At 63.8% G+C, this 13,670-nt stretch carries 11 protein-coding genes; 5 read left to right on the top strand and 6 right to left on the bottom strand.

Annotated elements, in window-relative coordinates; genetic code table 11:
* Positions 1–42 precede the first annotated feature (42 nt).
* From HGP13_RS02250 to HGP13_RS02235, 4 genes are all read right to left on the bottom strand, one after another.
* Complete coding sequence (locus HGP13_RS02250; RefSeq protein WP_172220923.1) at positions 43–1,584, bottom strand: DegQ family serine endoprotease; 1,542 nt, start codon at positions 1,582–1,584, stop codon at positions 43–45.
* A 257-nt stretch (positions 1,585–1,841) separates the two neighbouring features.
* Positions 1,842–2,564, bottom strand: coding sequence for an MBL fold metallo-hydrolase (locus HGP13_RS02245; RefSeq protein ID WP_172220921.1), 723 nt, complete (start codon positions 2,562–2,564; stop codon positions 1,842–1,844).
* On the bottom strand, positions 2,564–3,730 hold the full coding sequence (locus HGP13_RS02240) for a diphosphate--fructose-6-phosphate 1-phosphotransferase (RefSeq protein WP_172220918.1): 1,167 nt from the start codon (positions 3,728–3,730) through the stop codon (positions 2,564–2,566). Before HGP13_RS02240 ends, HGP13_RS02245 begins: the two co-directional genes overlap by 1 nt.
* A 189-nt stretch (positions 3,731–3,919) precedes the next feature.
* Positions 3,920–4,690, bottom strand: coding sequence for a L,D-transpeptidase (locus HGP13_RS02235; RefSeq protein ID WP_246707261.1), 771 nt, complete (start codon positions 4,688–4,690; stop codon positions 3,920–3,922).
* Positions 4,691–4,928: 238 nt separating this feature from the next.
* Between HGP13_RS02235 and HGP13_RS38500 the strand changes: the two genes are divergently transcribed.
* Complete coding sequence (locus tag HGP13_RS38500; protein ID WP_281410987.1) at positions 4,929–5,051, top strand: hypothetical protein; 123 nt, start codon at positions 4,929–4,931, stop codon at positions 5,049–5,051.
* A gap of 157 nt (positions 5,052–5,208) precedes the next feature.
* Positions 5,209–5,832: a LysE family translocator gene (locus HGP13_RS02230; RefSeq protein ID WP_172220915.1), complete on the top strand. Its 624-nt coding sequence runs from the start codon at positions 5,209–5,211 to the stop codon at positions 5,830–5,832.
* A 56-nt stretch (positions 5,833–5,888) separates the two neighbouring features.
* Here HGP13_RS02230 and HGP13_RS02225 read toward each other — a convergent pair whose 3' ends face one another.
* Positions 5,889–8,678 (bottom strand): autotransporter outer membrane beta-barrel domain-containing protein, encoded by a 2,790-nt coding sequence (locus tag HGP13_RS02225; RefSeq protein WP_172220912.1) that lies wholly within the window; start codon positions 8,676–8,678, stop codon positions 5,889–5,891.
* A gap of 226 nt (positions 8,679–8,904) precedes the next feature.
* On the opposite strand from HGP13_RS02225, the gene HGP13_RS02220 reads away from it, so the two are divergent.
* Together HGP13_RS02220 and xylB are read left to right on the top strand one after the other, a co-directional pair.
* Entirely contained in the window at positions 8,905–10,227 is a 1,323-nt protein-coding gene (locus HGP13_RS02220; RefSeq protein WP_172220909.1) for a tetratricopeptide repeat protein, read from the top strand.
* 81 nt (positions 10,228–10,308) lie between these two features.
* Entirely contained in the window at positions 10,309–11,763 is a 1,455-nt protein-coding gene (gene xylB / locus HGP13_RS02215; RefSeq protein ID WP_172220906.1) for a xylulokinase, read from the top strand.
* 32 nt (positions 11,764–11,795) lie between these two features.
* Here xylB and HGP13_RS02210 read toward each other — a convergent pair whose 3' ends face one another.
* Positions 11,796–12,158 carry a nuclear transport factor 2 family protein gene (locus HGP13_RS02210; RefSeq protein WP_172220903.1) on the bottom strand — a complete coding sequence of 121 codons (363 nt, stop codon included), beginning with the start codon at positions 12,156–12,158 and terminating at the stop codon, positions 11,796–11,798.
* Positions 12,159–12,271: 113 nt separating this feature from the next.
* On the opposite strand from HGP13_RS02210, the gene xylA reads away from it, so the two are divergent.
* Complete coding sequence (gene xylA / locus HGP13_RS02205; protein WP_172220900.1) at positions 12,272–13,597, top strand: xylose isomerase; 1,326 nt, start codon at positions 12,272–12,274, stop codon at positions 13,595–13,597.
* Positions 13,598–13,670: the final 73 nt, after the last annotated feature.

Raw genomic sequence — 13,670 nt, 5'->3', positions numbered from 1 at the left:
ACAAGCCCGCCACATCGACATTCACGTCATCCGCATCGCGCCTCAGCCATTGGCAAACGGCACGGCGAGATAGATCTGGCTGCCGTCGCGTTCAACCAGCAGCAGCACCGATTTGCGGCCGGACTTGCTGGCCTGGGCGATCGCCTGGGTCACCTGTTTGGCGCTCTTCACCGGGGCCTGGTTGACGGCGACGATGATATCGCCCGGCTGGATGCCGGCAGCGGCGGCCGCCTTGTCGGGATTGACGCGCGCAACCACCGCGCCATGCTCGTTGTCGGCGAGGTTCATCTGCTGGCGAATGTCTGGCGTGATGTCCATCAGACCGAGGCCGATCGCCGGCGCGCGCGCGCCCTGTCCGGCGCTCGGCGCGCTGGAGTCATCCGTCGATGCGGTCTTCACGTCGTCGCTGTTTTGCCCGACATCGACGGAAATCTGCATCGCTTTGCCCTTGCGCCAGACATCAAGCGGCTCCTTGGCGCCGGGCGCCACATCGGCGACAGCCCGCGACAGGTCCTTGGGGTCCTTCACGTCCTGTCCGGCGAAGCCGGTGATGACGTCGCCAGTCTCGACGCCGGCGCTGGCCGCGGGCGAACTGTCATTGACCTTCGAAACCAGCGCGCCGCCGGGATGATCGAGTCCGATGGCGCTGGCCACGTCAGGCGTCACCGGCTGGATCTCGACACCGAGATAGCCGTATTGGATCGAGCCGTCCTTCTCGAGCTTGGCGACGACCTTCTGGGCCTGGTCGGATGGGATGGCGAAGCCGACACCGACACTGCCGCCATTGGGCGAATAGATCGCCGCGTTGATGCCGACGACATTGCCGTTCACATCGACCAGTGGGCCGCCGGAATTGCCGTGGTTGATCGGCGCGTCGATTTGGATGAAATCGTCGAACGGTCCGCTGTGCAGATCGCGGCCGCGTGCCGAAACGATGCCGGCAGTAACGGTGGTGCCGATGCCGAACGGATTGCCGATCGCCAGCACCTGGTCGCCGGTCATCAACTTGTCGGAGTCGCCCCATTTGACCGTCGGCAAGGGTTTGTCGGCTTTGATCTTTAGCACGGCAAGGTCGTTCTTGGCGTCGCGGCCGACGAGTTTGGCGGGAAGTTCGGTGCCGTCATCGAGCGTCACCTTGATCGAGGAAGCGCCGTCGACAACGTGGTTGTTGGTGACGATGGCACCCTCGGCATCGACGATGAAGCCGGAACCGAGTGCTTCGGCGCGTTGCGCCTGTTGCGGTGGTGTCTGCGGAGCGGGCCTGCCCTGGTCACCGAAGAACTGGCGGAAGTATTGGTCGAACGGCGAGTTGCCGAGAGGCATCCCGTCATCGGCGCTTGCCGGCTGTGCTTTCATGACGGTGGTAATCGTCACCACTGCAGGCTTGTCGGCCGCTACGATCGGTGCAAAGGAGCCGTTGGGCGCCGTAATGCCGGCAACAGGGGTCTGGGTCGTCGCGACAACGTTGCTCACGCCTGTATTACCGGCACTTTGAGCAAACGAAACGACGAAGGGGCTGACGATGAGGGCGGCGCCCAGCAATGCGGCGACGCGATGTCTGCGAAGGATGTTGAGAGATGACATGGTCGTTGTCCGTGCGAGACATTGGGTTCGGCGCCGTGGCCTTGGGAGGGGAAGCGGCCCATTCGGCGTACCGGCCGTCGCGGCTGCCTGTCTCGCTTCAAGCAGCAGCCGTTCAGGTCGATGAAACCGGAATCTAGGATGCGGATGCGGGCGAATTAGGTTTTTTCGGTTATATTACAAAGATTTAATTCTTTGTGAGCCGATGAGCACCCGACCGCCTGGCGATCATTCCTGCCAGCGCACGGTCTTCGCGAAGGTCAGATATCGCCGGTCTGTCTGATGTAAGCCGTTGCAATCTCACGCATACGTTTGCCGTCGAAGCTCGGCCCGTGGCCACCATGACCGACTCGGATCGGCAGGTCGAGCAGCCGCTGCATGGTGTTGATATAGGCGGCACGGTCGGAATCCGGCAGCGAGTCGATCAGTGTGTCGTCGTAGATGGCGTCGCCGCTGAAAAACAGGCCGTCGGCCTCGTCGAACAGCGCGATCGAATCCGGCGAATGCCCGGGCAGATGCAGGACGCGGAATTGCCGGTCGCCGAGATCGATCACGTCGCCCTCATCGAGGGTTCGCGTCAGCGGCGCCGATGGGATCTTGTAGTCGAACGACTTCCAGCCCGGCATTGGCAGTTTCGAAACGGCGCCTTCGAGATCATGGAACATGTAGGCGTAGGTCGCGGCCTCATCCATGCTCTCGAATTGCGCTGCGCTCATCTTCGGCCCGGCCCGCCATGAAAATTCGTGCAGCGAGCCGACATGGTCGAGATGGATGTGTGTGGCGACGACCAGCAGCGGCTTGCCCTTAGGCGTCTCGATCTCCGGCGCCAGCGGACAGATGCCCATGCCGGTGTCGACCAAAAGGTCCGCGTCGCGGTCGCGCAGATGCCAGATGTTGGCGCGCACATAGTCATGCACGAACGGCTCGGTCAGCATCGTCGTCTTGTCGTCGACGATGCTCTTGCTGAACCAGTGAGCATGCATCAGACGAACGGCTTCCCGACCTTGTATTTTTCCGGCACCAGCCGCTTGAGATAGGCCATGCCGGCCTCGGACAGCTGGTTGACGTCGGGCTTCATGAAATTGTCCGGCATGTGGCGGGTCTTGCCGGCGACGTTCTTCAGTGGCACCTTCTTCAGCACCGTCTTTGTGCCATCATATTGCAGCGCCACCGAGCCGCCGCCCTGTTCGGCGACGGAGACGGCGAAGGCGCCGGCGTCGAAGGCCTCCTGCGCGTCGACGGCGCTGATGGCGCCGATATAGCCGCGCGGCATGTAACCGAGCGCGTCGACGCGCGCCCGCTTGCCCGGCAGGCCCTCGGCCAATGCGCGCTCGAGTGCGGCCGGCAGGTCGCTGCCCGACAGCTTGATGTTGCCATGCGCGTCGCGCTCCAGCTTGTCCGGCGGCACTAGGCTTTCGACCAGCGCTTTGCCGTCGGCGGTGCTCACCCCTTCCGAAACGGCGACGATGCAGCGCTTGTGGCGGTCGAGCGTGGCGCGCACGTCGTCGATGAAGCCGGCGGCTGAGAACGGCCGTTCCGGCACGTAAACCAGGTGCGGACCGCTGTCGTGGTCGAGCTGCCAGGCCGCGGCCGCCGCAGTCAGGAAGCCGGCGTGCCGGCCCATCACGATGCCGACATAGATGCCAGGCAAGGCGCGAAAATCGAGATCGACGGACAGGAAAGCGCCGGCGACGAACTCGGCCGCCGAGATGAAGCCGGGCGTATGGTCGTTCTCCTCCAGATCATTGTCGATGGTTTTTGGCGCATGGACGAAAGCGATGGAGCCGCCGGCGGCGTCGGTCAGGATCTGCTGTGTCCCCGACGTGTCGTTGCCACCGATATAGATGAAGGCATCGGCCCCGGCCTTCTTCAGGCCGTTGAGGATCACATCGCAATAGGCCGCATCCGGCTTGTCGCGCGTTGATCCAAGGGCAGCACTCGGCGTTCCGGCTATCAGCCGCAGCCGATCCTCCGGTATGGCGGAAAGGTCGACATAATTGCCGTCACGAATGCCGCGCACGCCATGGATAGATCCCAGCACCTTGGCGCCGGGATGCCGCTTGCGGATCTCCAGCGTGGCACCGACCACGGTCTGGTTGATGACGGCGGTCGGGCCGCCGCCCTGCGCGATAACAAAAGTTTCGGCCATTCCTGACGTCTCCCGAGGCGATGGTTTTCAAGGCACCTTGGCCTGTCTTGCCGCATCGCGCAACGGGGGATTCAGGAGCGTGATCCCGAAAAGCCTGCCCTCGGGTCTGACCCGAGGGTGGAAACCGGTTTCGGCAAAGATCCTGCTCGAACGGGACGATAAAAGCGGCCGCGTCGGCCGCTCAAACGATCACATGACGACGACCGGGTTTTTCTTCGAGACCCGGCTATAGAGGTCGATGATGTCCTGGTTGATCAGGCGCACGCAGCCCGACGACATCGCCTGGCCGATGCTCCACCATTCGGGTGAGCCGTGGATGCGGTAGCCGGTGTCCTTGCCGTCCTGGTAGATGTAGAGCGCCCGCGCGCCGAGCGGGTTGGTGAGGCCGCCGGGCTGGCCGCCTTGCCACTTCACCAGTTCGGGCTTGCGCTGGATCATCTCCGGCGGCGGCGTCCAGACCGGCCATTCCCGGCCATACTGGATGTTGGCGCGGCCAGACCAGCGGAAGCCGTCCTTGCCGATGCCGACGCCGTAGCGGATGGCGTCGCCGCCCGGCTGGACGAGATAGAGCATGCGCTCCTTGAGATGGACGACGATGGTACCGGGCGCCTCGCCGGTGGTGTCGACGACGATCTGGCGGCGGAATTCCGGCTTGACCTTGAGATAGGGCACCTCAGGCACATTGAAGCCGTTGTCGGTCAAAGCGGCATACATGACATCGGCACTGGTGATGTTCTTGTCGACGCTGATCGCGGGCCGCATTGGCGGAACTGAACCGGTGACCGTATTGTCGAGCTGGAGCATCGGCATACCGCCGTCGCCCGAGGTCGAACAGCCGGCGGCGCTGAGCAGCGCCAGCGCGCCTGCCCCTGACAGGATGGCGCGGCGGGAAAGAGGATGATCGGTTTCGATTGCGTCGCCGTTTCGTGGCGGCGTCAGACCTTGCGGCAACTCACGCATGTACCCAAACCCTACGCTGTCGGCGGGAAGCACGGTCCGGCCGGATAGCGGGCATTTTCATCATTCATGGTTGATAAAGCGTGAATGCCTTGCGCTGCCTGCATTTGCGCGGTTCCTGGCGGCATCAGGTGGTGCCGGCTGACCGCCCGCCGAGCGCTCCTGCACAAAAAGACCCAGGTCGGGTCATAATCCCAGCACCGGCCTTTTCTATCCATCAGGCGATCAGCGAGGGGCCTCCATGTGCAAGACGTTAAAAACCGACATCAAGCTTTTCGGCGCTGCCATTGTCGCGGCCGCATCGGTTCTCGGTGCCGATGTCAGCCTCGCCGATATAGTGAGCACGCTGAGCGGCGCGAACTGACGCCGACCTGCCTTTGGCGCAATTGATAGCGCGGCAATTCCAGGAAAGGCGTGTGGCGATCTTCCGCCCGCAATTGCGTAAAAAACGAAAATCGGGCCTCTTTACATTCTCCCGGGGTTCAGGATTTATCCTTTTCCTTAACCCAAGGGAGACAGCCATGTCCTTCGAAAACTGGGCCGCTTTCGCCGCCGCGTCGACCATCCTCCTCATCATTCCGGGTCCAACCATCCTGCTGGTCGTGTCCTATGCGCTGGGTCAGGGCTGGCGCACCGCCTTGCCGATGGCAGTCGGCGTGGCGCTCGGCGACTTCACCGCCATGACCTTGTCGATGCTGGGCATCGGCGCGCTGCTCGCCGCTTCCGCTGGTGTCTTCACCGTCCTGAAGCTGATCGGCGCCGGCTATCTGATCTATCTCGGCGTCAAGCTGTTCCGCGCCGGCGGCGCGCTGAAGGCAGAACCGCGCACCGACAAGGCGTCTTCAGCCAAGATGATGGCGCATGCCTGGCTGGTCACCGCGCTCAACCCGAAAAGCATCACCTTCTTCGTCGCCTTCCTGCCGCAGTTCCTCGAAAGGCATGCCAATTTCTGGACGCAGATGCTGATCTTCGAGACGACCTTCCTGGTGCTCGCCTTCGCCAACGCCTTCGGCTACGCGCTGATCGCGGCGCGCGCCCGCAATGTCGTGCGCAATCCCAAGGCGATCCGCATCTTCAACCGCACCGGCGGCACACTGCTGGTCGGCGCCGGCATCGCCACGGTGGCGATGCGCTCGGGCAATTAGGCGGCCTTTCTTTTCGACCATCTGAAAACCGGCTTCCGGTTTTCAGATGGTCTGATTCACCACTTCACGCTGAATCCCAGATTGCCCTTGAGGATGCGGCGCTTGTCACCGCCGAGATTGGTGGTGTAGTCGCCGGTGGCGAAGATGCTGACCTTGTCTGTCACCTTGGCCACGACACCGCCGCCGAACTCGAACGAGGTCGATCGGCCCTCGGTCGAAATGTCGGTGGTGTCGAAGCTGACAGTGTCGGTGTCGCCGAAATCATGCCAGATGTTGGCTTTGAGGTAAGGCTGCAGCGCCATGCCGTTGATCGTTGTCTCGCCTTGCAGCCGCGCGCCCAGCCGGCCGGTGACGCTGCTGTCGGTGTCGAACGAGATCGACGAGAAGCGATCGTTGGTATCGTCGAGCGACAGATGCTGCCAGACCAGTTGTGCCTGCGGCTCGAGCGTCCAGCCCTGCGCTAGTGCTATGGGATAGCCGCCTTCCAGCGATGCGGTGACGCCGGTGCCGCCGACATCGATGCCGATGTCGCGTGACGACGCCGCGTTGCCGCCGAAGAAGGTGGCCATCAAGACGCCATCCAGGTACCAGCCGCCCTGGCCGATGCGGGTCCAGTAGCCGCCAACGCTGGTGCCGTTGATGTCGAGCTTGCCGACGGACAGGTCGTTCTGTCCCAGCGCCTGGCCGCGGACGTCGCCGCGCATGCTGGCATAGGCGACGAACAGGCCGGCGCGATCGATTCCGCCCGCGGCGGTCTCGCGGCCGAACACGTCGAAGCCTGCCTGAAGGCCGAACAGGGTGCCGTCGAAGGAAGGCGACACCGTTCCCGACCAACCCATCTTGGCGTCCTGACCAAAAATGCGGCCCCAGACCGGTGACATCTCGTTGTCCGACAGCAAGCTCTGCTCGCCACGCCGTTCATGGAAGGTGCCGAGCGTCGTCATCGCCAGGTGCTCGGCCACCGGCGGTAAGGCCGAATCGACCGGAACCTCGATACGGTAGAGCAGAATCTGCTCGCCGGGTGCCGGAGTTGGCAAATCCGGCACTGCGGTCGGCACCACCGGTGGAGGTGGCGGCGGGTCTGCGGGTGGCGCCGGTGGTGGTGGTGGCGGCGGCTCGGGTTGCGGGTCGCTGGCCTGTACCGGCGGTGTCGGATCGACCGGCGGATTGTTGATGTCGCCCTCGGTCGGCACTGGCACCGGCGGAAGCTCGGACGGTGGCGGTGGTGGTGGCTCGGCCGCTGGCGGTTCGGGTTCCGGCTGCGGGGTGGGTTCCAGCGCTGGCGGAGCGGCTGCCGGCGTCGCCGGCGTATTCAGCGTCGAGCGCAGATACCAGTTCTCGTCGCTGCCGGCGCTGACGCCGCCCTTGAACAGATAATATTCGAAGGCACCCGCCGCGACCGGCGCGTCCAGGGCAAAGGCGCTCGCGCTGGATGTGGCGCCGTTGGTCGCCTGCACGACCATGATACCGTCGGCGGTGGTCTGTGCGCCGGCGCCACCGACATTGACCACCGCAATGCCGGTCGATCCGGAGGCGGTCCCGCCCGAAAGGACCAGCCGGTCGGAAGCAGAGTTGTCGTCGCCAAGTTCGGTCTGGATGAGCAGCAGGCCGCCAAGCCCGGTGTAATTGCCCGATATCGTCAGACGGTCAGTGGCGCCGGTTGTGCCGTTGGTCAGGTCGATGCGGCCGGCGTTCATCACTTCGGCCATCTGGCCCGCTGTAAAGGCCTGGATCGATGCGTTGAAGCCGCCGCCATAGAGCGTGCTCGCTGAGTCGACATTGAGCGTACCGGTGCCGGTGCCGCTGTCGCCGAGCACCAGATTGCCGTCCAGCGTCAGTTCGGTGTCATTGTTGGCGTTGATGGTCTCCCAGTTCTGGACCCTGGCAATGCCGTCCAGCTTGACGTTGTCGAAGGTGAGCGTGTCGGTACCCGCACCGCCGGTGATCGCGTTGGTGTCGCCGAGATTGGCGTTGGTGAGGTTGCTGAGCTTGGCGGTGTCGTTGTCGCCGCCGAGGTCGACGGAACCATAGATGATGCCGCCGCCATTCCAGACGAAATTGTCGGCGCCAAAGCTCATCAGCACATCGCCGCCGACCGTGCCGCCGGTGATGGTCACACTGTCATTGCCGCCGCTGACGCTGATGTTGCCGCCGATCGTGCCGCCGGAGAGGATGATGGTGTCCTGGTCGAAGCCGGTGACGAGGTTGCGGTCAATGGTGCCGCCGGACATGTTGAAATAGTTCTTGTCGAGCTTCATGTTGACTCGGCCGATGCGGCCGCCGGTCATCACCGCATGATCGCCATCGTCGAAGAAATCGACGATGCGGCCGCCCGTCATGGTGAAGGTGTCCAGCCCGTCGCCCTGGTTGAGCGATCCGATCTGGCCACCGCTCATGTTGAAATCGTCGATGCCGGCGCCTTGCTGGACATTGCCGGCGACCGTGCCGCCACCGATGGTGAAGAAATCCGTGCCGTCGCCCTGGTCGACCGCGCCGGTAATGGTGCCGGACTGCATGTTGATGCGGTCCGTGCCGACGCCAAAGGTGACACTGCCGCTTATTTGGCCGGTGCCGCCGGCGGGAAAATTCAGCGTGTTGTCGCCGCTGGTATCGGTGAGGCTGCCGCCCGAATCGCCGCTGTCGCAGGTGAAGGTGGTATTCCCCGCCGACGGAACCAGCACGCAAGCCGCCAAGGCTGCCGAATTGGGCAGCAACGCCAGCGCTGTAGTTGCAAGTAAGCTAATAAACCATGGATGGATTTGCCGCGCCCTTCGCCGCAACAAAGCAATCTTCTCGCCATCGTACTCCGAACGGCTGTTCGGAAGCTGTATTTCAAAATGCCGCATCGCGGCCCCTCTCAGATCGCGATTACAAGCCCTCCGCCGCGCCGCAATGAAGCCACAATTCGTTCAATTTTACAAAGCCTAATCTGCATTCCATGGTTGATGAACTGCAAAGGCTACTGGGATAGACCTTAAATAGTGCATGATTGGCACGTCCTTGGCTCATGCTTTAAGATCGCTTTGGCCCGAAGGGTCTGGGGCTTGTCCCAGGTCGATCAAAGGACATTGCATGCCAATCAAGGACACATTCGGCCTGACATTTTCGGGCGCGACGGAAGCGGGGTTCACGCCCTACAGCCAGGCGGTGAGCCAGTTGCAGTGCTTCATCGGCGATCCCGTCGCCTCCGTCGACCGCGCGATCGCGGAGAACCCCGGTTTTGTCATGGCGCATGTCTTCAAGGGCTATCTCTTCGGCCTCGCCACCGAGCGCGACGCAACGGCGGTGGCCAGGACTTGCCATGAGGCGGCCCTGCCGCTTGCGGCGACAACGCGCGAGCAGGCGCATGTCTTAGCCCTTGGCCATCTCGCCGGCGGGCGCTGGCATGACGCCGCCCGCATCCTCGAGGACATCGCCATCGACGCCCCGCTCGACGCGGTGGCGCTGCAGGTCGGGCACCAGATCGATTTCTTCACCGGCAATGCCCGCATGCTGCGCGACCGCATCGCCCGCGCCTTGCCGTCCTGGCAGAACGACATGCCGGGATACCACGCCATGCTCGGCATGGAGGCTTTCGGACTGGAGGAGATGGGCGAGTACGCATTGGCCGAAAAGCTCGGCCGCACGGCGGTCGGGATCGAACCGCGCGACGGCTGGGCTCAGCATGCCGTGGCGCATGTCATGGAAATGCAAAGCCGGCAAAGGGATGGCATCGCCTGGATGCGCGCCGACCCCGAGGCTTGGACGAGGGACAGTTTCCTCCAGGTGCACAATTGGTGGCACCTGGCGCTGTTTCACTACGATCTTGGCGAGACCGACGAGGTGCTGGCGCTCTATGACGGGCCGATCTACGGCACGCCGTCGGCGATGGCGCTGAACATGGTCGATGCCTCGGCGATCCTGTGGCGGCTTTATCTCGGTGGCGTCGATGTCGGTGACCGCTGGTCGGCGCTCGCCGCCAACTGGCCCAAGGTTGGCGCCGGCAACTATGCCTTCAACGATGCGCATGCGATGATGGCCTTTGTCGGCGCCGGGCTCGACGCTCCGGCCCGCACCTTGGTCGAGGCGCAGCGCGAGGCCATGCGCGGCAATGACGACAATGCCGCCTTCACCCGCGATGTCGGCCATCCCCTGACGCTGGCCATCAATGCCTTCGGTGCGGGCAACTACAGCGAGGCCATGCGCCTGATCCGGCCGATCCGAGCGATCGCCCATCGTTTCGGCGGCAGCCACGCACAGCGCGATATCATTGACCTGACGCTGATCGAAGCGGCACTGCGGGCCGGTGACGGCGCGCTGGCCAGGGCGCTCACCGCCGAGCGTTCGACGGCGCGGCCGGACAGTCCGCTGTCGGCGCTGTTCTCACGACGCGCGGCCGATTTGTCAGAGAATTGACCGCAAGCCGATCTTGCCTTAAAAACTGGCTCGGCCAGATTTTTTCGGGATCCGAAAAAAATAAGGACGTGGGAGGAAAACATGTATCTCGGCCTCGACCTGGGCACGTCGGGCGTCAAGGCGCTGCTGATCGATGCCGGACAAACCGTCGTCGGTTCCGGCCATGGCGCGCTTGATGTCTCGCGGCCACATCCCGGCTGGTCCGAGCAGGATCCGTCCCACTGGATACGCGCCTGCGAAGACGCGATCGCCGAACTCAAGGCCTCCCATCCCAAGCAGTTCGCGGCGGTGAAAGGCATCGGCCTGTCGGGCCAGATGCATGGCGCCACCTTGCTCGATGCGGCCGATCATGTGCTGCGCCCCTGTATCCTGTGGAACGACACGCGCAGCCATGTCGAGGCGGCCGCACTTGACGCCGATCCGCGCTTTCGCGCGCTGACCGGCAATATCGTTTTCCCCGGCTTCACCGCGCCAAAGCTCGCCTGGGTGAAGAACAATGAGCCCGCTGTCTTCGCCAAGGTGGCGAAAGTCCTGCTGCCCAAGGATTTCCTGCGGCTTTGGCTGACCGGCGAACACATTTCGGAAATGTCCGACTCGGCCGGCACGTCCTGGCTCGATGTCGGCAGGCGCCGCTGGTCGCCGGACCTGCTCGCCGCCACCTCCCTTGACGAGAGCCAAATGCCGTCGCTGGTCGAGGGCACTGAAAAGGCCGGCGGGCTGCGCGGCGAGCTGGCGTCGAAATGGGGCATCGAGGCCGGCATCCCCATCGCCGGCGGCGCCGGCGACAACGCGGCTTCGGCCTGCGGCATGGGCACGGTCGGCGCCGGCCATGCCTTTGTCTCGCTCGGCACGTCGGGCGTGCTGTTTGCCGCCAACGCATCCTATCTGCCCAACCCGGCAAGTGCTGTGCACACCTTCTGCCATGCGCTGCCCAACACCTGGCACCAGATGGGGGTCATCCTGTCGGCGACCGATTCGCTCAACTGGCTGTCGGAGGTCACGGGCAAAGGCGCAGGCGAGCTGACATCGGAACTCGGCGACACGCTGAAGGCGCCGACCGGCGTGTCCTTCCTGCCCTATCTCTCGGGCGAGCGCACGCCGCACAATGATTCCGCCATCCGCGGGTCTTTCACCGGGCTGGCGCATGAATCGAGCCGCGCGGTGCTGACGCAGGCGGTTCTCGAAGGCGTCGCCTTCGCCTTCCGCGACAGCCTCGAAGCCCTGAAGACGGCCGGCACGACATTGACGCGGGTGACCGCGATCGGTGGCGGCTCACGCTCGCGCTACTGGCTGAAATCGATCGCCACCGCGCTGCAGGTGCCGGTGGATATTCCCGCCGACGGCGATTTCGGCGCCGCCTTTGGCGCAGCCAGGCTCGGTCTTATCACGGCGACCGGTGCCGATCCGCTGGCCGTGTGCACCGCGCCGAGGACGGATGCCACCATCGAACCGGATGCCAAGCTTGGCGGTGCCTATGCGGACGCCTATCACCGCTACCGGGCGCTCTACCCGGCGATCAAGGGCGCCACGGCGTGAGCGGCTTCTTGCCCATGCCGCAGCTTGCCGGTTCATTGCGCCGGGATCTTGTCCAGAAAGCCGGTGACGCTTTTCAGGCGGCCGTTCTCGATGATGCCGATATCGGTGCCTTCGATGACCGAAGGGACGCCCTCCGGGCCGAGGTTCCAGGAGAAGCGGATTTTGTCGGCAAAGCCGTCCGGCGCGCCCTTCAGCGAGAACCGGAAGCCGGCAAGGCGCTGCTGCACGGCGTCGATGAGCGCCGCGACGCCTTCATGGCCATCGCCCTGCATCAGCGGATCGCGATAGCTGACGTCTTCGGTGAAGGTCGCCGTGAGCAATTCGGCGCGGCGGCTGGCGTCGCTTTCGTTCCAGGCGGTGATGTAGCCCTCGGCGATTTTGTTGAGGTCGGTCATGGTCTGTCTCCTTTGTTTGATGGCTTTGACATCAGCTTTTTCGACCAGCCTAGGACCGAAACCAATTACGCCTGAGGTAATCAGGGCGAACTATTCGAGAGAGGACAGAAATCATGAGCAGCGGATTTTTCGGCGACATCCAGACGATCAAATATGAGGGGCCGGATTCGACCAATCCGCTGGCCTACCGGTTCTACAATCCCGACGAGGTGGTCGCCGGCAAACGGCTGGAAGACCATCTGCGCTTCGCCGTCGCCTACTGGCATTCCTTCGCGTGGCCGGGCGGCGACCCCTTCGGCGGCCAGACCTTCGACCGTCCCTGGTTCCCCAAGGCCGGCGGCATCGACACGATGGAACTGGCGAAACTGAAGGCCGATGTCGCCTTCGAGATGTTCTCGCTGCTCGGCGCACCCTATTTCTGCTTCCACGACGCCGATGTCCGGCCGGAGGGCAAGGATTTCTCTGAAAGTGCGGCCCGTCTCGATGAGATCGCCGACTACTTTGCCGGCAAGATGAAGCAGACCGGCGTCAAGCTTTTGTGGGGCACGGCGAACCTGTTCTCCAACCGCCGCTTCATGTCGGGTGCCGCCACCAATCCCGATCCGGATGTCTTTGCCTATGCGGCGGCGACGGTGAAGAGCTGCATCGACGTCACCAAGCGGCTGAAGGGCGAGAACTACGTGCTTTGGGGCGGGCGCGAGGGCTATGAGACGCTGCTCAACACCGACCTTGCCCGCGAGCAGGAACAGGCCGGCCGCTTCCTCAGCCTCGTCGTCGACTACAAGCACAAGATCGGCTTCAAGGGCACCATCCTGATCGAGCCGAAGCCGCAGGAGCCGACAAAGCACCAATACGACTACGATGTCGCCACCGTTTACGGCTTCCTCAAGCGCTTCGGGCTGGAGAAGGAAGTAAAACTCAACATCGAGCAGGGCCATGCCATCCTGGCCGGCCATTCCTTCGAGCACGAACTGGCGCTGGCCAATGCGCTCGGCGTCTTCGGCTCGATCGACATGAACCGCAACGACTACCAGTCCGGTTGGGACACCGACCAGTTCCCCAACAACGTGCCGGAAATGGCGCTGGCCTATTACCAGGTCCTGCAGGCCGGTGGCTTCAAGACCGGCGGCACCAATTTCGACGCCAAGCTGCGCCGCCAGTCGCTCGATCCGCAGGACCTGCTGATCGGTCATATCGGCGGCATGGATTCTTGCGCACGCGGCTTGAAGGCTGCGGCGCGCATGGTCGAGGACAAGGCGCTGTCGGCGCCGCTGGCCGAGCGTTATGCTGGCTGGAACAGCACCGAGGCCAAGGCGATGCTGTCGGGCAAGCGCACGCTGGAAGACATCGCCGAGCGTGTGGTGAAGAAGAAGATCGAGCCGCAGCCGCGCTCCGGCCGCCAGGAGTTGCTGGAAAACATCGTCAACCGCTACGTCTAGGCGGAAGGCCGATTCGTATGCTCGACGGGCGGCTGGATAACACTCCTGCCGCCCTTGGACGGCTTTGCGCCAA

It is taken from the genome of Mesorhizobium sp. NZP2077 (assembly GCF_013170805.1).
In the GTDB taxonomy this organism is placed as follows: Bacteria; Pseudomonadota; Alphaproteobacteria; order Rhizobiales; family Rhizobiaceae; genus Mesorhizobium.
Note: the sequence above shows the minus strand (reverse complement) of the source record. Positions and strands in the feature narration are given on the sequence as shown.

Bases quoted from the DNA above. Each gene is read 5' to 3' on its own strand.
- HGP13_RS02250 (WP_172220923.1), bottom strand. From the start codon at position 1,584: ATGTCATCTCTCAACATCCTTCGCAGACATCGCGTCGCCGCATTGCTG.
- HGP13_RS02245 (WP_172220921.1), bottom strand. From the start codon at position 2,564: ATGCATGCTCACTGGTTCAGCAAGAGCATCGTCGACGACAAGACGACG.
- HGP13_RS02240 (WP_172220918.1), bottom strand. From the start codon at position 3,730: ATGGCCGAAACTTTTGTTATCGCGCAGGGCGGCGGCCCGACCGCCGTC.
- HGP13_RS02235 (WP_246707261.1), bottom strand. From the start codon at position 4,690: ATGCGTGAGTTGCCGCAAGGTCTGACGCCGCCACGAAACGGCGACGCA.
- HGP13_RS38500 (WP_281410987.1), top strand. From the start codon at position 4,929: ATGTGCAAGACGTTAAAAACCGACATCAAGCTTTTCGGCGCTGCCATT.
- HGP13_RS02230 (WP_172220915.1), top strand. From the start codon at position 5,209: ATGTCCTTCGAAAACTGGGCCGCTTTCGCCGCCGCGTCGACCATCCTC.
- HGP13_RS02225 (WP_172220912.1), bottom strand. From the start codon at position 8,678: ATGCGGCATTTTGAAATACAGCTTCCGAACAGCCGTTCGGAGTACGAT.
- HGP13_RS02220 (WP_172220909.1), top strand. From the start codon at position 8,905: ATGCCAATCAAGGACACATTCGGCCTGACATTTTCGGGCGCGACGGAA.
- xylB (WP_172220906.1), top strand. From the start codon at position 10,309: ATGTATCTCGGCCTCGACCTGGGCACGTCGGGCGTCAAGGCGCTGCTG.
- HGP13_RS02210 (WP_172220903.1), bottom strand. From the start codon at position 12,158: ATGACCGACCTCAACAAAATCGCCGAGGGCTACATCACCGCCTGGAAC.
- xylA (WP_172220900.1), top strand. From the start codon at position 12,272: ATGAGCAGCGGATTTTTCGGCGACATCCAGACGATCAAATATGAGGGG.